Genomic DNA, 18,863 nt, shown 5'->3' with positions numbered 1-18,863 from the left:
GCCGTAGGCGCTGCTAGCATCCGCCCATATGGGACAAAAAGCATTGATTCAGGGTGAAAGGCTCTGGGTCTGGGGGCTGGGTGCTGTCGCCGCGGTGTGCTGCCTGACCACGACCGCCGTCTTCGCCCCGGGGTACATGAGTCCCGACAGCGTCGACCAGCTGCGGCAAGCCATGGGCAGAAGGCCGCTGACCGACTGGCACCCGCCCGTGCTGAGCCTGGTGTGGCGTGCGCTCATCGCCGTCACCGGCATGCCCGCGTCCATGGCCGCCCTGCAGTCCGTCATCTTCTGGGGCGCATTGTGGGTGATCGCCTGGTGTGTCTGGGACCTGACCGCGAGCCGTGCCGGTTCCCTCGCCGTCCTCGGTCTCGGGCTGACTCCCCCCGTCCTGACGTTTCTCGGCGTGGTGTGGAAGGACGTCCACGCAGCCATCGCCCTGCTCGCCGCATGCGCGGTGGCGCTCGTGGGGCTGCGACTGCGAGAGAGCCGGCCTCCCACCGCGGTGCGCTGGGCTCTGCTCTGGCTGGGCGTGCTCTTCCTCGCCTACGCCATCCTCGTGCGCAAGAACGCGTTCCTCGCCGCGATTCCGGTGTTCGCCCTGCTCGTCCTCGCCCTGTGGCGGACCCCCGGCCGCCGCACCTGGGCCAAGTGCACTGCGGCACTCGTCGCCGGCCTCGTCCTGCCGGCCGCCGCGATCGCCTGGATCGCGCAGCCCGTACAGACGAAACAGGGCGCGCAGATCATGATCGACGACCTGATCCACGTCCTGAGCGTGGAGGAACTGAGGTCGGCCGACCTACCGCCGGACCTTCGCAACCGCCTCGTGGCCGCCGCGGAGGAGTGTGACCGCATCGGCGCCCTGTCGGACGCCTACTGGGCCTGCTACGAACGTCCGGCGGACGGGTTGATCGGGGACTCGGGCCCTCTCACATCCCTGTGGCTGCGTGAGATGAGCGGACACGCCCCCGGCTACCTCCAGTACCGGCTGCGGCTCTTCGCGGGCCTGCTCTTCGAGACCGGCTACCCGTACCAGTCAGGGGTCTGGAGCAACGACCTGGGAATGAAGGTGGCCCACCCCCGGCTGGAAGACACGCTCAAGGCGTACGTCAGCGGCGCGGTCACGGATCTGCAGCCGCTCTTTCGGGGGTGGTTCTGGCTCGCCGCGGCGCTCGTACTCGCCATCCGTCCTGGCCGGGGTACGTTCCGCCTGCCGATCCGGGCGTTGGGCATCAGCTCGGCCGTCTACGTCCTCGGCTACCTGCCCATCATGCCGGCGACGAACTACCGCTACCTCTACTGGCCGGCCCTCGCCTGCTCGCTCGGTCTCCTGCTGCTCTGGCTGGACCGTGACAGGACCGTCCCGCCCAGGACCGTGTCCGAGGTGGTGGGGCGGTCTCGAACCACCGTATGACGCGGTACGGGGCTCCTGAGCGGCCCACGACACCGGCCCGGTCGGCCGGCGGCCCCTTCCCGGCGGCAGAGTGCGCGGCGTCCCCGCGGACCAGCGCACCAGCGCACCAGGCGACGCGGTCCCTTGCGGCAGGGCGATCCAGAAGCCCGAGGCCGGTTCCTGCTGGAGGTGCCGGGGTTCCCTTGCCGGCACAGGTACCGGCCCCGGGCCCGACCAGGCACGTACCCGGGGAGAGACCAGCGATACAACCAGTTGTGTGTACAAGGCGTGAGAGACGGACGGACATGGTGGGGGGCGCACCGATGATCGGTGCGCCCCCCACTCACATCCAGCGTCCTGGCCGGGACCGACGCGGCTTACCAGCGATACCAGCGGCCTCGCTTCCCGCTCGGTCCGGTGGAGCGCGCGAGGAAGCCGACCAGCCAGAACACCAGGACGATCACGGCGATCCACCACAGGGCCTTCAGGGCGAACCCGGCGCCGAAGAGGATCAGGGCGAGCAGCAGAACGAGTAGCAGGGGAACCATGGTTATCAACCTCCGTACCGCCGTGTGCCCCGCCCTGATCCCCACACACGCCGAGAATTTATCTGTTTCTTATCCGCCGCTCGGGGCATCCGGCGGACCGCCGACGTCGGGGCGTAGCCGCTGCCCGAGCACCTGCGGGAACCGACTGACCGAGGCCGTGGACAGGGTCACCGAGATCACGCGTCTGCCGGCATGGCACGCGCTGGGGCGGGTAGGCGCTGGACGTTGACGAGGGAGCGGCGGGATGCCTGGGGAGGTCGAACGCCGCCCCCTCGTCCCTGCGGTGAGGGATCAGGCCGCACAGTCGGCCCGGAGAGTGCTACCCGGAACGGCGTCCGGTGACATCCCCGCAGGGGTCGTCGGGCGGGGCGACTCGGCCGTGGTCGGGTTGACCAGCCCCCACCCGGCACCCACGACCGGAAGGCCCTCGCCGTCCCGCGTACCGCGTGGCGCGATCCGAGCGGCTGAACACGGTGCTCACCTCCGTCGTCGCTCCGCACCCGCTCCCCGCCCGCTCCACGCAACGATCCGCTGGTCCGCTCCTTCGCCCGGATCGCCGCAGAGGGCTGTATGACACGGGCACGGGGCCACCTCGCGGTCGCCCAGCGGCGGCCCTGGTCAGGCGCCGGCTCCCGGTCCGCGATGGGCCCGTGCTCGACGGCGGAACCCACGACACGCTCCGTAGCCTGCCACCCACGACGCCCCCACCCTCCCCCCGCGCCCTCCCGTCCTGAAGGTCGACCAGAGCACATCCCGGTCTCCCCCGCCGACCCCGGCCTGCCGGCGATCCTCTCCCCCGCCACCGGGACCGCGCGCCGGCGCTCTCCCTGATATGTCGGGTAGCGAACTGATTGTCGTAGCGGTGGTGGCCATGCAGAATGCACGGGACCTCCTCGCCCCGCGCGCGAGGGCGGTCCTTGAGGAGGACGGGTCATGGTCACCGTCTGGTGGTTGTCGGTGGCCGCGCTCGGTGGCGCGGTTTCCGTCGGCCTGGCGACGTTCCTGCGGATGCGCGGGGCCGCCGCGGCCCGGGTCGCCGAACTCGAACATCTGGAGCAGCTCGTGGAGCGCCGGGCGGAGCAGGTGACCGCGCTCAGCCATGAGCTGCGAACGCCGCTCAGCATGATCAAAGGCGCTGTGGATCTGCTGCGAGAAGGGTCACCGGGCCCGCTGACGGCGGCGCAGGAGCGGTTGTTGCTGGTCGCCGACCATCAGTCCACGCAGGTCATCAGCCTGTGCGAGAGTCTGCTGATCCAGGCGAAGATCGAGGCCGGCCTGTTCACACCGCGTATGGAGAAGGTGGACGTGTCGGTGGTGGCGCGGGATGTCGTCACCGCGATGCGGCCGCTGTGCGCCCAGCGCGAGCAGCGGGTCAGCCTGGACGTGCCGCAGGTGATGCCGCGGATCCCGGCGGACCCGATGCTGCTGACCCAGGCGCTGACGAACCTGCTGTCCAACGCGAGCCGGTTCACCACCACGGGCGGCAGCATCGACGTCCGGGTCGCGCTCATCGACACCGGCGTCGCGGTGTACGTCACCGACGACGGCGCCGGTATGACGCGAGCCGAACGGCATCGGCTGTTCCACCGCTTCGCGACCGGGCGGCCCCTGGCCGACGGGACCGGCCTCGGTCTCGTGATCACGAAGACCGTCGTGGAGCTGCACGGAGGCGAGATCATGGTGCACACCGCGTCGTCCCGCGGGACGACGTTCCTGCTGACCCTGCCCGACGCGTCATGACGGCGGAGGAGCTGACGGCGGCGGGGCCGATCGCGCTGGTGGTGGACGACGAGCCACAGATGACGATCATCATCGACTTCGCCCTGCAGACGCAGGGGTTCACGGTGCTCACGGCGCACGACGGGGCGACGGCGCTGAATCTGCTGCGGACCCGCGCCGTCGACCTGGTCGTGCTCGACGTGATGATGCCGGCGATGGACGGGCTCACCCTGTGCGGCCGGATCCGGGCCCGCTCGGACGTCCCGGTCATGCTGCTCACCGCGCTGTCCCAGCACGACGATGTCATCGCCGGCCTGGAGCACGGCGCCGACGACTATGTGACCAAGCCGTTCCACCCGCGCGAGGTGGCCCTGCGCGCCCAGGCCCTGGTCCGGCGCCACCGCCGGGGCAGCGGCACGGCGCTCCGCGTGGGACGGCTGGTGATCGACCCGGTGGCACAGTCTGCGACCCTGGGTCCGCATCGGCTGGACCTGCCGTTCACGGAGCTCAAACTGCTGACCCATCTGGCATCGCGCCGGGGTGTGCCGCAGTCCTGGCAGGAGCTGCTGCGCGAAGTGTGGGGTACGGCGGATCTGCTGGGCGGACGGGACGTGGTCAAGTCCACGGTGTACCGGCTGCGGTCGCGGCTGGCCGGGGTGCCGGACGGCTCCGCGTACATCCGCACCCTGCGCGGGGTCGGCTACCTGATGCCGGACCTGCCGGTGGAGGGACCGGAGAACGCTCCCTCCGACGAGCCGGACGAGCCGCCCGCCGGGTGAGGAGCGGGGAGACGGCTCGCGTCATGTGCTGGGTGACGGCGCTGTCACCGGGGCTCACCGCGCCGTCACCGGAGCCTCGTTCACACGCTCCTAATCTGGCCGCAACATCGCTCGGGCGAGCCGCTTCGGGCTCGGATACGCGGAGGTCAACGTCGTGACAGTCGTGACACAGGGAAGACGATCGCGCCGGGGCGCGACAGTGACGATGGCGCTGGCGGCCGTGGTCGTCGCGACCGCGAGCGGTTGCGCGCGTGACGCCGCCGAGGTCGGTGCCGGGCAGGACGGCGGCGTGGTGCACGTCGCCTGCGGTGCCACGGAGGAGTGGTGCGCCGCCACGACGGAGCAGTTCGCCGAGACCACCGGGGTGAAGGCCGACTTCGTCCGGCTCTCCAGCGGCGAAGCCCTGGCCCGCATCCAGGCCGGCAAGGGCAACGCCGAGTTCGACGTCTGGTACGGCGGGCCCGCCGACGGGTACGCCGCCGCGGGCGAGCAGGACCTGTTGGAGCCGTATGTGTCGGCGAACGCGAAGGTCATCCCCGCCAAGTACAAGGACGCCTCGGGTCTGTGGACCGGCGTCTACGTCGGCGCGCTGGGCTTCTGCAGCAACGGCGAACTCCTGAAGGAGAAGGGGCTCGACGCCCCGGACTCGTGGGCCGACCTGCTCGACCCGAAGCTGAAGAACGACATCGGCATCGCGCACCCGTCCACGTCGGGCACCGCGTACACGGCCCTGTGGACGCAGGTGCGGCTGGCCGACGGGGACCAGGACAAGGCGCTGGACTACATGCGCGAGCTCCACCCGAACGTGCTGCAGTACACCAAGTCCGGCGCGGCACCCGCGCAGATGACGGCGCGTGGCGAGGTGGCCGTCGGCGTGATCTTCTCCCACGACTGCATAGCCACCCAGGAGGCCGGCTTCCCCGACCTCGAGGTGACCTTCCCGTCGGAGGGCACGGGCTACGAGACGGGAGGTGTCGCGCTGGTCGAGGGCGCGAAGAACCCGACGAGCGCCAAGAAGTTCGTCGACTGGGCGCTGACTCCCGAGGCCCAGGAGATCGGCCCCGGCGTCAAGGCGTACCAGTTCCCGACCCACCCCGACGCCAGGGTGTCGGACAAGGTCGTGGACCTGGCGAGCATCAAGGTCGTGGACTACGACGCGGCCGCGGCAGGGGCCGCCAAGTCGGCGCTGACCAAGCGGTTCGACGAAGACGTCGCGCAGGCGCCGAAGTCATGACCGTGATTCTCTCCGACCGCGAGCCGTCCACCTCGGTCGAGGTGGCGGCTCCGCGCCGGCGCCGCCGGGCCGATCCGGGGGTCCGGGTCCTGATCGTGGCCGTCGCCCTGCTGGTGGTGATCGGCGCGGTCGTGCCGCTGGTCGCGGTGCTCGCCACCGCCTTCGCTCCCGAAGCGCTGCCCCGCTACGCGGAGTTCTTCACCTCATGGGTCGACCTCGCCGTCCTGCGCAACACGCTCGTCCTCGGTGCCCTCGTCGGTCTCTGCGGTACGGCGCTCGGCTTCCTGTTCGCGTTCGTCCAGGCCAGGCTCGATGTGCCGGGCAAGCGGATCCTGCACGTCATCGCCCTGATGCCGATCGTCAGCCCGCCCTTCGCGATCGCCACCGCCACGGTCGTGCTGTACGGCCGTCGCGGTGTCATCAGCAACGGTGTCTTCGGCGTGGAGTACGACATCTACGGCCTCGACGGGCTCGTGTTCGTCCTGTCGCTCTCGCTCTTCCCGGTGGCGTACCTGGGTCTGCTCGGCATGCTGCGGGGCCTGGACCCGGCACTGGAGGAGGCCGCCATGAACATGGGCGCGTCCCGGTGGCGGATCCTGCGGACGCTGATCCTGCCGCTGGTGGCACCCGGTCTGGTCGCGCCGTTCCTGCTCCTGTTCGTGGAGGCGATCGCCGACCTGGCCAACCCGCTGGTCCTCGGCGGCGACTACACGGTCCTCGCCAGCCGCGCCTATCTGGCGGTCACCGGCGAGTACGACATCACGGGCGCAGCGGTCTACTGCGTGATCCTGCTGGTGCCGTCGCTGGCGATGTACTTCGGGCAGCGCCGCTGGATGAGCCGGAAGGTCCGCACGACCATCACCGGCCGCCCCTCCGGCAGCATCCATCTGATCACCGGCTGGACCCGGTGGCCGTTCTACGCGCTGGCCCTGCTGGCCGCCGCGGTGATCCTCAGCCTCTACGGCACCGTGCTCGTCGGCTCGGTGACCCGGGTGTTCGGCGTCGACAACACGTTCACCCTCGACTACCTCGAGGAGGTCGTCGCCGGGGTGGGGGTCGAGGCGGTGCTGGACACGCTCAGGTTCGCCGCCATCGCCACACCGATCGCCGGCATCGTCGGTCTGGTGATCGCCTGGCTGGTGGTACGGCATCTGGACCGCACGGCCTGGCTGCTCGACCTCGGCGGCACCCTGGGCGTCGCCGTCCCCGGCACCGTCCTGGGCATCGGCTTCGTGCTCGCCTACCGGCCCGACCGGTGGATCGGCCCGGTCCACGCGGTGCCCAGCCTGGTCGGGGGCAGTGCCGTCGCCGGTGGCGCGGTCGCCATCGTGCTGGCGTACGTCGTCCGCAGCGTCCCTGCGGGCCAGCGCACCGCGGTCGGCTCCCTCACACAGCTGCACCCCCACATCGAACAGGCGTCGACCGACCTGGGGGCAAGCCCGCTGCAGACGTTCCGCCGGGTGACGCTTCCCCTCATCCGCCCGGCGCTGCTCACGGGGCTGAGCTACAGCTTCGCCCGCAGCATGACCTCCGTCTCGACGATCGTCCTGCTGGTCACCCCCCAGACGAAGATCATCACCTCCCAGGTCCTCAGCGCCGCCAGTACGGGCCGGTACGGCGTCGCCTTCGCCTACTGCACGGTGCTGACCGTGCTGGTGCTGGCGGGCTTCGCCCTCATCCGCGTCCTCGTCGGCACGGGCGCCGCACTGCAGCGCACCGCCACCTCCGAAAGGCAGAAGTCATGACCGCCGCCGCGCCCGAACTCACCACCGCGCCCTCGCGCGAGGTCGACAGCGGACACCTGCGGCTCGCCGCCCTGACCAAGCGGTTCACCGGCCGCTCCGGCACCGTGACCGCGGTGGACAGCGTGTCGCTCGACGTCGAGCCCGGGGAGTTCATCACCCTGCTCGGCCCGTCCGGCTGCGGCAAGACCACCACCCTGCGCATGGTCGCCGGCTTCGAGGACGCCTCCAGCGGCAGCATCCTCCTCGACGACCGGGCCATCGACGCCATGCCCCCGCAGCGCAGGCCCATGGCGATGGTGTTCCAGAGCTACGCCCTGTTCCCGCACATGACCGTGGCGGAGAACATCGCCTACGGGATGCGTCTTCAGCGGCGTGGTCGCGACGACATCGCCACCAGCATGCGGATGGCCGTCACCAGCATGAACCTGGTCGGCCTGGAGGACCGCAGCCCGCACGAGCTGTCCGGTGGCCAGCAGCAGCGGGTCGCGCTCGCCCGTGCCCTGGTCGTCCAGCCGAAGGTCCTGCTGTTCGACGAGCCGCTGTCCAACCTGGACGCGAAGCTGCGGGACGCGATGCGGGCGGAGATCCGGCGCATCCAGAAGATGTTCGGCATCACCAGCCTCTATGTCACGCACGACCAGGACGAGGCGATGAGCATGTCCGACCGGATCGTGGTGATGAACAAGGGCCGGGTGGAGCAGGCCGCCACCCCGGGCGAGATCTACGCCCGGCCGGCCAGCGTGTTCGTCGCCGACTTCATCGGCCGGGCGAACTTCCTGGAGGCGGTGCCCGAGCGGGTCGTCGACGGCAGGGGGACCGTGACCGTCCTCGGCCGACGACTCACCGTCGCCGCGCACCCCAAGGTGGCCGCCGGGGAAACCGGCGCCTACCTGATGGTGCGGCCGGAGACGGCCAGGCTGTCCGCCGTCACCGACGGCGGCACCGGCATCGGCGCGGTGCTGCGCTCCACCTTCCACGGCCCGACCATCGACTACGAGGTGGAGACGACCGGCGGCACCATCACGGTCACCGAGCCGGGCGTCGACCCCCGGGAGGCCCTGACCGAAGGCACCAACGTCGACGTCACCTTCGACCCGGACCGGGCCTATCTGCTCACCCAGGACTAGTACTCCAGCCGTACAGTACGGCTGGAGTACTAGCCGGCGCCCCCGCGACCTCCACACCGCCCCAGAGGCCGTATCGCCGTCGTGCGATACGGCCTCCGACCTGCCCCGTGGTCACTCCCCCCGCACTGGACGCGTGAGGTTCGCGCATGCGCATGGCCCCCTCGTCCGCGGTCTGTTGGCGGCCGGTGACGACGCCGGTCCAGGAGAGACACCCGGCCGCGGCCGTCCCTCCGACGTCGTCGCCGCCGCGGAGGAGGCGACCACCCTGGCTCGGCGTCTGAACGACCACGGCGCGTTCGTGGCCTCCGGCCACCCGGGGCCCTTCGCATGGTGGGGCCGCCCGGCGTGCCGGGTGCGGCTTTCAGTCGTGCACGGCCCCAGCCATGGTCTCGCGGTCGTGGTCCGCAGGGTTGCGCGACTGTCCGCGTGAGCGACGGTGGGCGGGTGTGGGAGTGGTGAGGACGGCGAGGCAGGTGATGACGAGGGCGATGCCGGTCCAGCCGGTGGCCGGGAGACGTTCGCCGACGACCAGGACGGCGAGGACGGCCGCGACGGCCGGCTCGAGCAACGACAGGGTGGTGGCGGTGCTGGCCGGTACGTGGGCGAGGCCCCAGCCGAACAGGACGTAGCCGGCGAACATGGGGATGATCGCCATGTAGGTGCCGACGGCCGCGTTGGACCAGGAGGCGACGAGCGGGGCGCCAGTGGCGAGGAGGACGGGCAGGAGGAGCAGACCGCCGAGCCCGAACACGGCGCCCATCGCCGCGCCGGAGGGGATTCGGCGGGTGATGAGCCGGTGCGCCGCCCAGGAGTACAGGGCGTACGTCGCGGCGGCGACCAGCCCGAGGCCGACGCCGAGCACGGTGCCGGCCATCGAGGCCCGGCCCGTGCCCTCGGCGGCGTGGGCGGCTTCGGCGACGCAGAGCAAGGCGGTGCCGAGCAGGCCGAGGGAGGCCGCGGCCATCCAGCGGCGTGTGAGCCGGCGGCCGTCCACGACACGTTCGATCAGAGCCGAGGCGAGCGGAGCCGTGCCGATCGACACCACGGTGCCCACGGCCACTCCGGCCAGGTGCATGGAGCTGTAGAACGCCAGGGGATAGACCGCCACCGAGGTGGCGCCTAGCAGGACCGTGCCGCGCCGGTCGCGCAGACCGGCGGTATTGCGGGCGATCTGCCGTGTGGCGGCGAGGGCCTGGAGGAGTCCGCCCAGGCCCATGGCGACGGCGCCGACGGCCAGCGGGCCCACATCCGGGGCGAAGGTGGCGGCCGTGCCCGTCGTCCCCCACAACACGGAGGCGGCCAGCACGCACAGGGCCCCGATCCCCGCGGTCCGGCCGCGGTCGGTACCCCTCACAGCCGGTCCAGCAAAGCCGCCGCCATCGCGCGGGCGTGCCGGACACGCGCGCCGTCGCCCTCCAGGCCGGCACGGGCCATCGCGCCCTCCAGGAGAAAGGAGAGGTGCTCGGCCAGAGCACCGGCCTCGTCGGACCGGCCGCTCACCAGCTCCTCCACGTGGCCTGCGATCAAGCGCTCCACCTCCTCCTTGTGGGCGCGCACCACGACCCGTCCCTCGTCCCCGACCGGAAGCTCGGCGGCGGCGTTGAGCAGGCCGCAGCCGCGGAAGCCGTGCTCGTACGCGAACGCCGCGTGATCGGCGTACGCGTCGAACACCGCCAGCACGCCCGCACGCGGACCCTCGGCCCGCTCCAGACGCGTCCGGTACAGGCCGAGCCACTCCTCGTGCCGGGCGTCCAGGTAGGCCCGCACCAGGTCGGCCTTGGAGGAGAAGTTGTTGTACAGGCTCATCTTCGCCACACCGGCCTCGGCGGTGATCGTGTCGATACCGGTCGCCGTCACACCGTCGGCGTAGAAGCGCCGGGCCGCCGCCTCCAAGAGCCGTTCCCGGGCGGGACGCCGACGCCTCCCGCTCTCAGCCTCATGCACATCGGGCCCGCTCATCACAGTCCAAAAATAGGTAGGTAGGTCTACCTAGACTAGACGGATGGGCAGAACCGCGGAACATGCGCGTGCTGATCGCGGCCGCCGCGCCGCCGTACCTCGTGCGGCTGGGGCCCCACGACCCGCAGGTCCGCGTCCGAGCGGAGACGGCACGGCCGTGGTGAGCCGCACCGCCCCGTCATCGGTGGCGCTACCCCTGCTCAGCGCCAGGCCTGGAAATGCTGCCAGTTGCAGGGGACGGTGCGCAGGTTGCCCAGGCCTCCGTGGTCGTCCAGGCACCGGTCGGTCGCCACGCTCTTGAGCTGGATGGCGCCGCCCTCGTACGGGGCCTTCAGCCACTTCTGGAAGTTGGTGTCGTTGCAGGCGAAGGTGCGCAGGTTGCCCAGGCCCCCGTGGTCGTCCAGACAACGCCCGGTGGCGACGTTCTTCAGGACGCGGGCGTCGCCCACGGTGAAGACCTCCCACTTCTGGAAGTCGGTGTTGTTGCAGGCGAAGGTGCGCAGGTTGCCCAGGCCCCCGTGGTCGTCGAGGCAGCGCTTGGTCGCGTCGTTCTGGAACGTCTGACGCGGCGCCAGAACCGCGGTGGTGCCGGATGCGGCCTCGGCACCACCGGGCGCCGCCTCCACCGTGGCGACGCCGGCCACGGTGAAGGAGAGGAACGTCAGCCCCGCGGCCAGCACACGAACCGTGGGTGTGGGCAGGGCGATTCGTACGAGGTTCATGAGAGTGATCCCTTTCAGGGAGAGGTGAGTGGGCCGCCGGCGGCTGCGACGCCACAGCCATGGACACTGCGCGTCGTGCCGTCGGCGGTTCGCCTTCGGTGGCTCGCGATCCACCCTTCCGGCCTGCGCTGTCATCCCGGTCACACCTTGGTCACTTCGGCCCGCTGGTCACGCTGGTCGTCCGCAAGCCGCTGGGGAGGCGTTGCCGTGACCGTCTGCCGGTCGATCTCGTGCGCGATCCCGAGTGCCGTGGCGATGCTGTCCTCGGCCGTTGCGCCTCGTTCCCACGCCTCGGAGTAGGCCTCGGCCGCCATGTGCTTGCGCACGAGGCCCTGGGTACGGGCATGGAGGGTGGCGAAGGGACGGAGCCCGGTGATCGTGGCCCCCGTCACCTGGCGGTGGCGGTGTGCCGCGCCCAGGACGACGGCCGCCTGACCGTGGTGCCCGAGGGCGCCGAGCGTCCATGCGAGGGTCTCCAGACTCCACGCGGGCCCCCAGTTGTCATCGATGGCGTGCTGTCGTACGAGCGCGTCGCACAGGGGCGGAAGCCCGCGGGACGGCTCTCCGTGCAGCAGTTCGGCGAGAGCCGTGCACCACTGGGCCCAGGTGTGTGCCCACTCGGCGCCGGCCGCCTCGGCCTCGGCGACGTACGTGTCGCACGCGAAGCGGGCGTCGGCGTGGTTCCCGAGGAAGACCGCGGCCATGGCCCAGAACATCGTCGCCATGTGCGCGTCACCGCTCTGGCCTGCCGCGATGAACTCCTCGCGGGCATGCGAGAGTTGGGCGACGCAGATCGGGTCGCCGAGCACCAACAGCGCGTACACGCCCTCGATGTAGAGGGCGGGCGCGGTTTTCGAGGACACGGGAGCCGCGCGGCACTCCTCCAGGAAGACCCCGGCTGCGGCCCGGTCTCCCTGGAGGATCGCGATGAACGCCTTCATGGTCGCCGTCAGTACGGTCGGCTCGCCGAGGGCGGGGTCGAGCAGCACGGACAGGCTCTCGAGCCAGTGGCGGGCCTCGCCGAGAGTGCTGCCGAAGAACCAGCAGCGGGTCCGCATCAGGTCGACGGCGATGGCTGCGCCGGTCAGCGCCCGGCCGGGGTGGACGCGGCAGAAGCCGAGCGCGGAGCGGAGGTTCGGCAGTTCCCGGCGCAGCCGCTCCAGCCAGCCGACCTCGTCGGGCCCGCACCATTCGGCGGCGGCGCGGCCGGCGAGGGCCCGGTAGTAGTCGCTGTGCATGACGAGCAGTCCTGTCTCGTTCCCTTCCGCCCGCAGGCGGTCCATACCGTACTGACGGACGGTCTCCAGCAGCCGGTAGCGGGTGGTACTGCGGCGTCGGCCGACCGGTGCGACGGGCTCGACTGTCACCACGGACTTGTGGACGAGACCGTCGACCAGGTCCAGCACGTCTTCCCGTGCGATGCCCTCGCCCGCGCACACGGCTTCGGCGGCCCGGAGGTCGAAGCAGCCGACGAAGACCGACAACCGGGCCCACAACAGTCGCTCCTCAGGGGTGCACAGACTGTGGCTCCAGTCCATGACGCCCCGCAGAGTGTGCAGGTAACGGCTGGCCGGGGGCGCCGATGCCGGTTCCGGCCCATAGGCGAGCACCGCCGCCGAGCGGGAGTTGTACAGGAGGCGGAAGCGGTCCTCCAGACGTTCCAGGACCTCCTCCACGGTCAGTGAACTCAGTCGCACGGCGGCCAGTTCAATGGCCAGCGGGATGCCGTCGAGGCGTCGGCACAGCTCGGCGGCGGACGCGCCGTGCCGGTCGCCCGTCGACAGCGTGGCCGCGCAGGCCGCCGCCCGGTCGACGAGGAGGCGTACCGCCTCGCACGGCGTGCCGTCCGGTCCGTCCTGGAGCGTCAGGCAGGGAACCAGCAGCAGGTGTTCGCCCGGTACGCCGAGCCGCTCGCGGCTGGTGGCGAGGACCCGTAGCTCCGGTGCGGCCCGCAACAACCGCAGCACCAGCAGGGCCACGGCGTCCACCATGTGCTCGCAGTTGTCCAGCACAATCAGCAGGTGCCGCTCGCTCAGGTGGCCGACGACCGCGTCGGACGCGGCCTGCGTGGACTGGTCGCGCAGCCCCAGCGCCTCGGCGACCGCCCGTTCCAGCAGCGCCGGGTCGGTGAGCGCCGCGAGGTCCACGAGCCACACCCCGTCGGGGAAGGCCGCCGCGGACCGCCGTGCGGCACGCAGCGCGAGCCGTGTCTTGCCGACTCCGCCCACGCCGGTCAGCGTGACCAGCCGGGACAGCCCCAGCAGCAGCTGTGTCTCGGCCAGTTCTCTCTCCCGGCCGATGAAGGAGGTGGTCTCCGCGGGCAGGTTTCCGCGCCCGCCCCGCCGCGGGCCGGGTGTCCGGGGCGGGGCCGGGGCGAGGTCCGGCGCGGCCGTGAGCATCCGCTGGTGCAGGGTCTGGAGCTCGGTGCCCGGATCGACGCCCAGTTCCTCGGCGAGCAACCCGCTGATCTCACGGAAGCACTCCAGGGCCTCGCACTGTCGGCCGCACTGGTAGAGCGCCAACATCCGCTGGGCCCAGAAGCGTTCACGCAACGGGTGCAGGGCGATCAGTCGGCGCAGCTCCGGGAGCGCTTCTTCGTGCCGTCGGCACCGGATCAAGGCGTCGATCCACAACTCCTGTGCGGCAAGCCGCTGTTCACACAGGGCGGGGACGACGTCCGGGAACCGCTCCGGCGCCAGGTCGGCCAAGGGCTCACCCCGCCACAGCCCGAGTGCATCGCCGAGCAGCGCCACCGCCTGATCGGGCCGGTCCTCGGCGAGCGCGACCCCGCCCTCCCTGACGAGCGCGGAGAACCGACGCGCGTCCAGGCGGTCCTTGGCCCTCGCGTCCAGCGCATAGCCACGGCGCTCGGTCCGCACGACTTCCGGCCCGAGAGCCCGGCGCAGCCGCAGGACGTAGTTCTGCACAGCGTTCCGCGCCCCGCGCGGCGGATGTTCTCCCCACAACCGGCCTACCAGAGCGTCCACCGAGACGACGTGACCGGCGTCGACGAGCAGTGCCGCCAGCAGCGTGCGCAGTTGAGCAGAGCCAACGCTCACGCGCTGGCCGTCGCGGGTGATGGCAAGCGGACCGAGGATCCCGAACTCGTACAGCGTATCCATTCAGACAATGCTAGAACTTATAGTAACCGACACGCCACACTGAGTAGTTCCTGCACTGAGTGCGCGAAGCCCCGACCGTGACGGCCGAGGTCTGCTGCTGTCGAGCCGAGAGCCCGGAGGCGGGTTCACCACAGGAGTTCGGTGCCCCCCACGGGGGCGTAGCCGTCAGGGCGGGCCCGCTCCGGAGCGGTCGTACCAGCCGCCGGATTCCGCTCGAACCGCTCGCCCTCGTTCTCCGGGTGGGCCTGCCTGCCTCATGGCTCGGTCGGCGGGGCGACAACCAATTCGGTGTGGGGGTCGTGGTCGATCCGCGGAGGGCCGGCGACGATCATCGTGGCTCGGGCCCACGGCCGTTCTCGCACCATGAACGGCAGTTCCTCCCGCAGCCAGTTCGCCATGTGCTCCAGTTGCTCGCGGGAGTCACCGTCGCGGACGGCCAACAAGCGTTCTTGCTCATCGAGGTCGCCCTGCATCCACACCGAGGCGTCCAACCACGGGGCAAGCTCTTCGCGGATGATGCCGGTGCCCTCGACCCAGACGAAGTCGGCGCCGGCGGGGATGGTGATCGATCCGGGTCGGTCGTGGGTGATCCAGGGGCCAGGACGGAAGTCCACCGCCTCGCCCCGGTGGAGAGGTTGCAGGATGCTCTCGACGACGACGGCGCCCCAGTCGAAACAGGCGTGGTTCCAGGCGATGTCGTCGGTGTGCACGGTGGCGGAGTCGGGCACGGCCTTGCGTAGTCGATCGGCCAGGGTCGTCTTGCCGGCGCCGCCCCGGCCGTCGATGGCGATCACTCGCGGACGTCCGGTGATGTGGGGTGATGCATCGCGCAGCTGCCGGACGGCGTCGAGCAGGGGCACCACCCGCCAGCCAGCGGCTTCGGTCTCGCCTGGATGTAGACGCATCGACACCCTGCCTCCTCGGCTGAGGACACGGGTCCGGCCTGCCCGGACGGCCCGCCGATCGTCTGGCCCTGTCGACGTCATGGCCGAGAGGCCCACGTCGGTGTCGGGCGGCGACACGGACGACATCAAGCACGTGGACTGTCCCCACGGTGGCGCGGGCACCCTCTACTTCCTCGCCGGCCGGCAGAAGCCCCGCACTACACCGTCCCACCGCTCGCCCCCGGATCCGCCCGCCCCGCCGGCATCCGGGGGGCGAACCGCACGGTCGCCTCGACCTCAATCGACGGGGCGAGAGTGCACACTGACGGCATAGCCGCCGCCCTCACAGTAGGGCTCGCCGTCCCAAGTGGCGAAGCGCTGCCGCAGGGTTAGTCCGACCTGCGTGCACCAGCTGTCGAATTCCGGCAGCGTCACCGTCGGTTCCGGCAACGGCAGGTGTTCCGCGTCCAGTCCCATGCCGGTGATCAGCAGGCCGCCAGGACGCAGTACGGCGGCCAGGTGCCGGACGACTGCCGGTTCGGTGCCGGGTGCCAGCAAGGGGATGACGTTTCCGGCGGCGAGCACCAGGTCGAAGCCGGGTTCCAGAGTGAGACTGTCCAGGCGGACAAGGTCGCCTTGGAGCCATGCCAGCGTGGGGGCGTTGCGACGGGCGACGGCGAGCATGGAAGGGTCGATGTCCACGCCCGTGCAGTGGTGGCCCAGCTCGGCGAGCCGGATCGCGATCCGCCCGGTGCCGCAGCCGGCATCGAGTATGCGGGCGCCAGGGTTGAGCAATGCGGCGCAGAAGGCGGCCTCGCCATGGATGTCGTGGCCTGATTCAGCGAGTTTCGCGAACCGTCGGGCGTACTCCTCACCGGCCTGTCCGCCTGTCAGTTCCGCCCAGCGGTCGCGTTGCCTTGTCATGTCCTGCATACCTTCCGGTTGGCCCGGTGTGGGGGCGAGGGCGGCGCCGTCGCGCGTTTCCTATCGTAGGTCCGGAAGGAAGGTCTAGTTCGTCCGTAGATCATGGTCCGGCTGTCCCGTCGCGAGCGTGGGCTTGGCCAGGACCGCGTCGGCGTGGTCGGTGAGGTAGTCCCGTACCACTGATGCGAAGCTCGGGTCGGGTGCCAGCCCGAGCGCGGCGGCGCGCGTGTCGTCGAAGACGGCGGGCCACGAGCCCACGAGGGCCTCGATGGCGGGGTCGGGGTTGATCGTCACCAGGTCGGCGACGGCGTCGCCGGCCACCTGCCGCAGCGTGGCCAGCATCTCGGCGACCGAGACGGTGAGTGCCGGCAGGTTGACTGGCAGTCCGCCGTGGAGCCGCCCCCTTTCCGTCCCGCGCTCTACTTCCGCGATGCGGAGGATCGCCTCGACGGTGCGGCGCGGCGAGGCCAGGGCCACCCGCAGGTCGGGACGTACGGGGCAGATCGCGGGGTGGCCTGCGAGGGGCTCGCGGATGATGCCGGACAGGAAGCCGGAGGCGGCCGCGTTCGGCTTGCCGGGCCGCACCGACACGGTCATCAGGCGGGCGACGCGTCCGTCGACGAAACCGCGCCGGGTGTAGTCCGCGATCAGCTGCTCGCAGACGAGTTTCTGGATTCCGTAGCTGGATCGTGGCGTGGGCAGGGTCGACTCGCTGACGACAGGAGGGAGCGGGAGCGCCGGGTCGGAACCGTAGACCGCCACGCTGCTGGAGAACACCATGCGCGGCGTCCGCCCGCCGACGGCCGACTGCGCTCGGGCGGCTTCGAGGAGCGCGCGGGTGGTGTCCAGGTTGGCGCCCATGCCGAGGTCGAAGTCGGCTTCGCACTCGGCCGAGACGGCGGCGGCGAGGTGGATCAGCACGTCCACCGGCTCCGCGAAGACCTCGTCGAGTCGGTCGGTCAGGCCGCCCCGCACGATCTCCACAAGCGGGTCGGAGGCAGACTGCGCCCCGGACGGCACGATCCGGTCGGCGAGCACCAGGCGATCGATCGGCGCCCCACCAAACGTCCGCGTCTCGAGCAGTGAGCTCGTGACCTGTCGTCCCAGGAAGCCGAAGCCACCCGTGATGACGATCCTCATGCGGTGCCTCCTCGGTATGCGGAGCCGGGAGTGCAGCATGCCCACGGACGCCTCCGGGAATCGGCGGACGGTTCTCCCCCTGCCGAGTCCGGGAGGTCGGGTTGCCGAGGCTGGGGCGGCCTCGCCTGTGGCCGCAGACCGGCCCCGCTGCGAAGAGGACCGCGATGAGCTGGAGGAACCGGCGTCGCGGTTCTTCGACGCCCTCCGCGAAGGCGACGTCGCCGGGCCTGCTCTCCGTAGCGGCGGAAGAGGGTGCCCTTTCGGACCCGGCCACCTCGGCGACCGACCGTGTCGTCGTGCTCGGTCATGGCGTCGTGACATGAGGCCCGGCGATCGAGGGCAGGCGCGAGGGATGCAGGGAAATCACCAGATGTACGCCATGACCAACGCGCACGGCCGACCGGTACGGGAAGGCTCGTTACAGCGGCGGGCCAAGGGAAGGCATCGGCGCTCCGGACGACGAGGGGGCCGGTGGCATCGCAGGCTTCTGGCCTACCGCGGCGTCGAGTTGCTGCCGACGTCCGCGCTGGAGGGTGCGGATGAGGAGTGCCTGCTGCTGGTGCATATCCGCAAGGTGATCGGGCGAGTGACCTATCGAGCGTGCGATGAGTGCGCCGAGGGTGTGATCACCGATGTCGTACTGGACGAACCGTTCCGCGACTGCGGGTTGGGCACGAGGGCGCTGTGTCATCTGCGCTCCCAGTATCCGGGTGTCACCTGGCGCACCACACTCGAATCTCGTCTCACTCGCGATCTGCTGCACCGGATGCGCATCCCCAAGGCTGCCGAGCAGGGCACCTGCCCCCACCTTCGGTCTACCGTCACCGCCCCTGCCGGTAGTTGAGAGCTGCCGACGGGCTTCGCGGCACGCACTGGCCGTCGTAGCCATCGCCCCGTTCAGCACCCGGCCCCGCGCACACCGGCCGGCCCGCCGGGCGTCCCGACGACCGGCGACGGGCGACGGGCGACGGGCAGGGCCGCATACCAGCAGCGGCAGCGGCAGGTCGGAGTACGCCCGGATCCACCGCCGCGTGACCGTCGGCGCGAGCATCGCCCGTCCAGGTCGAACGTCGTCAGCACGGACTTCCAGCCCGGCAAGGGCTGGGGCTGGGGCTGGGGCTGGGGCTATTCGAACATCGGCTACATCCTGCTCGGTACGGTCATCGAGAAGGCCGCCGGACACACCTGGCACGAGCGCGGGCGCCGCCCCGGAGCCGCCCTGCCCGGCCTCCGAGGGCTACGCCTTCGCTGCCATGCCGATCCGTCTACCCGCTCTGGATGTGGATCAACGGCCGACGGGACCACCACGTGGAGCCTCGCCGTGAAGGCACTCTTGAGGGCCTGCGGGCGATCTGCGCTGGACCGTCGCCGGACTAGGCCCGGGCGCGGAGCCGCCGACGGGCCACCCGATCGGGCGGCTTCACGTCCAACACCTCGGTCTGCGGAGTCTGCGGATCCCGGGACAGGGCTGCTGCTCCGGTAGCCGCCGCCACCTCCGCACCGGCCCGGCGCGCCGTGTCCGACCGCCCGGCCCGGCGGGAGCAGTTCGCGACAGCCGGCCGAAGTGGAG

General features: G+C 71.1%; 15 protein-coding genes. 7 read left to right on the top strand and 8 right to left on the bottom strand.

All coding sequences use genetic code 11. The features are described 5' to 3' along the window. The first annotated feature begins 28 nt into the window (after positions 1-28). Positions 29-1,411, top strand: coding sequence for a hypothetical protein (locus OG202_RS45615; RefSeq protein ID WP_327726264.1), 1,383 nt, complete (start codon positions 29-31; stop codon positions 1,409-1,411). A 356-nt stretch (positions 1,412-1,767) separates the two neighbouring features. On the opposite strand, the gene OG202_RS45610 is transcribed toward OG202_RS45615, so the two are convergent. Next, on the bottom strand, positions 1,768-1,947 hold the full coding sequence (locus OG202_RS45610) for a DUF5670 family protein (RefSeq protein ID WP_405961799.1): 180 nt from the start codon (positions 1,945-1,947) through the stop codon (positions 1,768-1,770). A gap of 924 nt (positions 1,948-2,871) precedes the next feature. On the opposite strand from OG202_RS45610, the gene OG202_RS45605 reads away from it, so the two are divergent. The 5 genes from OG202_RS45605 (at position 2,872) to OG202_RS45585 (ending at position 8,542) form a co-directional block, all read left to right on the top strand. Then, positions 2,872-3,678: a sensor histidine kinase gene (locus OG202_RS45605; protein WP_326573636.1), complete on the top strand. Its 807-nt coding sequence runs from the start codon at positions 2,872-2,874 to the stop codon at positions 3,676-3,678. Beyond that, entirely contained in the window at positions 3,675-4,436 is a 762-nt protein-coding gene (locus OG202_RS45600; protein ID WP_328224624.1) for a response regulator transcription factor, read from the top strand. Before OG202_RS45605 ends, OG202_RS45600 begins: the two co-directional genes overlap by 4 nt. 154 nt (positions 4,437-4,590) lie before the next feature. Continuing rightward, the gene (locus OG202_RS45595) at positions 4,591-5,670 is read left to right on the top strand and encodes an ABC transporter substrate-binding protein (protein WP_326573638.1); all 1,080 of its coding nucleotides are present in this window, start codon (positions 4,591-4,593) and stop codon (positions 5,668-5,670) included. Continuing rightward, on the top strand, positions 5,667-7,415 hold the full coding sequence (locus tag OG202_RS45590; RefSeq protein WP_327726266.1) for an ABC transporter permease: 1,749 nt from the start codon (positions 5,667-5,669) through the stop codon (positions 7,413-7,415). Before OG202_RS45595 ends, OG202_RS45590 begins: the two co-directional genes overlap by 4 nt. Next, positions 7,412-8,542 (top strand): ABC transporter ATP-binding protein, encoded by a 1,131-nt coding sequence (locus OG202_RS45585; protein ID WP_328224623.1) that lies wholly within the window; start codon positions 7,412-7,414, stop codon positions 8,540-8,542. The genes OG202_RS45590 and OG202_RS45585 overlap by 4 nt, the downstream gene beginning before the upstream one ends. Positions 8,543-8,903: 361 nt before the next feature. Here OG202_RS45585 and OG202_RS45580 read toward each other — a convergent pair whose 3' ends face one another. The 7 genes from OG202_RS45580 to denD all read right to left on the bottom strand — a co-directional run bounded on the left by OG202_RS45580 (position 8,904) and on the right by denD (position 17,293). Beyond that, on the bottom strand, positions 8,904-9,896 hold the full coding sequence (locus tag OG202_RS45580; RefSeq protein ID WP_327726268.1) for a DMT family transporter: 993 nt from the start codon (positions 9,894-9,896) through the stop codon (positions 8,904-8,906). Further along, positions 9,893-10,501 carry a TetR/AcrR family transcriptional regulator gene (locus tag OG202_RS45575; protein WP_327726269.1) on the bottom strand — a complete coding sequence of 203 codons (609 nt, stop codon included), beginning with the start codon at positions 10,499-10,501 and terminating at the stop codon, positions 9,893-9,895. The genes OG202_RS45580 and OG202_RS45575 overlap by 4 nt, the downstream gene beginning before the upstream one ends. A gap of 200 nt (positions 10,502-10,701) precedes the next feature. Next, complete coding sequence (locus OG202_RS45570; RefSeq protein WP_326573643.1) at positions 10,702-11,223, bottom strand: RICIN domain-containing protein; 522 nt, start codon at positions 11,221-11,223, stop codon at positions 10,702-10,704. Positions 11,224-11,363: 140 nt separating this feature from the next. Next, complete coding sequence (locus OG202_RS45565; protein WP_328224622.1) at positions 11,364-14,345, bottom strand: BTAD domain-containing putative transcriptional regulator; 2,982 nt, start codon at positions 14,343-14,345, stop codon at positions 11,364-11,366. 254 nt (positions 14,346-14,599) lie between these two features. Beyond that, positions 14,600-15,250 carry a uridine kinase family protein gene (locus OG202_RS45560; RefSeq protein WP_328224621.1) on the bottom strand — a complete coding sequence of 217 codons (651 nt, stop codon included), beginning with the start codon at positions 15,248-15,250 and terminating at the stop codon, positions 14,600-14,602. Between the two features lie 276 nt (positions 15,251-15,526). Further along, positions 15,527-16,153, bottom strand: coding sequence for a class I SAM-dependent methyltransferase (locus OG202_RS45555; protein ID WP_328224796.1), 627 nt, complete (start codon positions 16,151-16,153; stop codon positions 15,527-15,529). An 84-nt stretch (positions 16,154-16,237) separates the two neighbouring features. After that, complete coding sequence (gene denD, locus OG202_RS45550; RefSeq protein ID WP_327726271.1) at positions 16,238-17,293, bottom strand: D-erythronate dehydrogenase; 1,056 nt, start codon at positions 17,291-17,293, stop codon at positions 16,238-16,240. Positions 17,294-17,663: 370 nt separating this feature from the next. On the opposite strand from denD, the gene OG202_RS45545 reads away from it, so the two are divergent. Continuing rightward, entirely contained in the window at positions 17,664-18,137 is a 474-nt protein-coding gene (locus OG202_RS45545; protein ID WP_326573647.1) for a hypothetical protein, read from the top strand. Positions 18,138-18,863: the final 726 nt, after the last annotated feature.

Source organism: Streptomyces sp. NBC_00310, from assembly GCF_036208085.1.
Lineage (GTDB): Bacteria > Actinomycetota > Actinomycetes > Streptomycetales > Streptomycetaceae > Streptomyces.
This window is presented reverse-complemented; position numbering and strand designations above follow the sequence as displayed.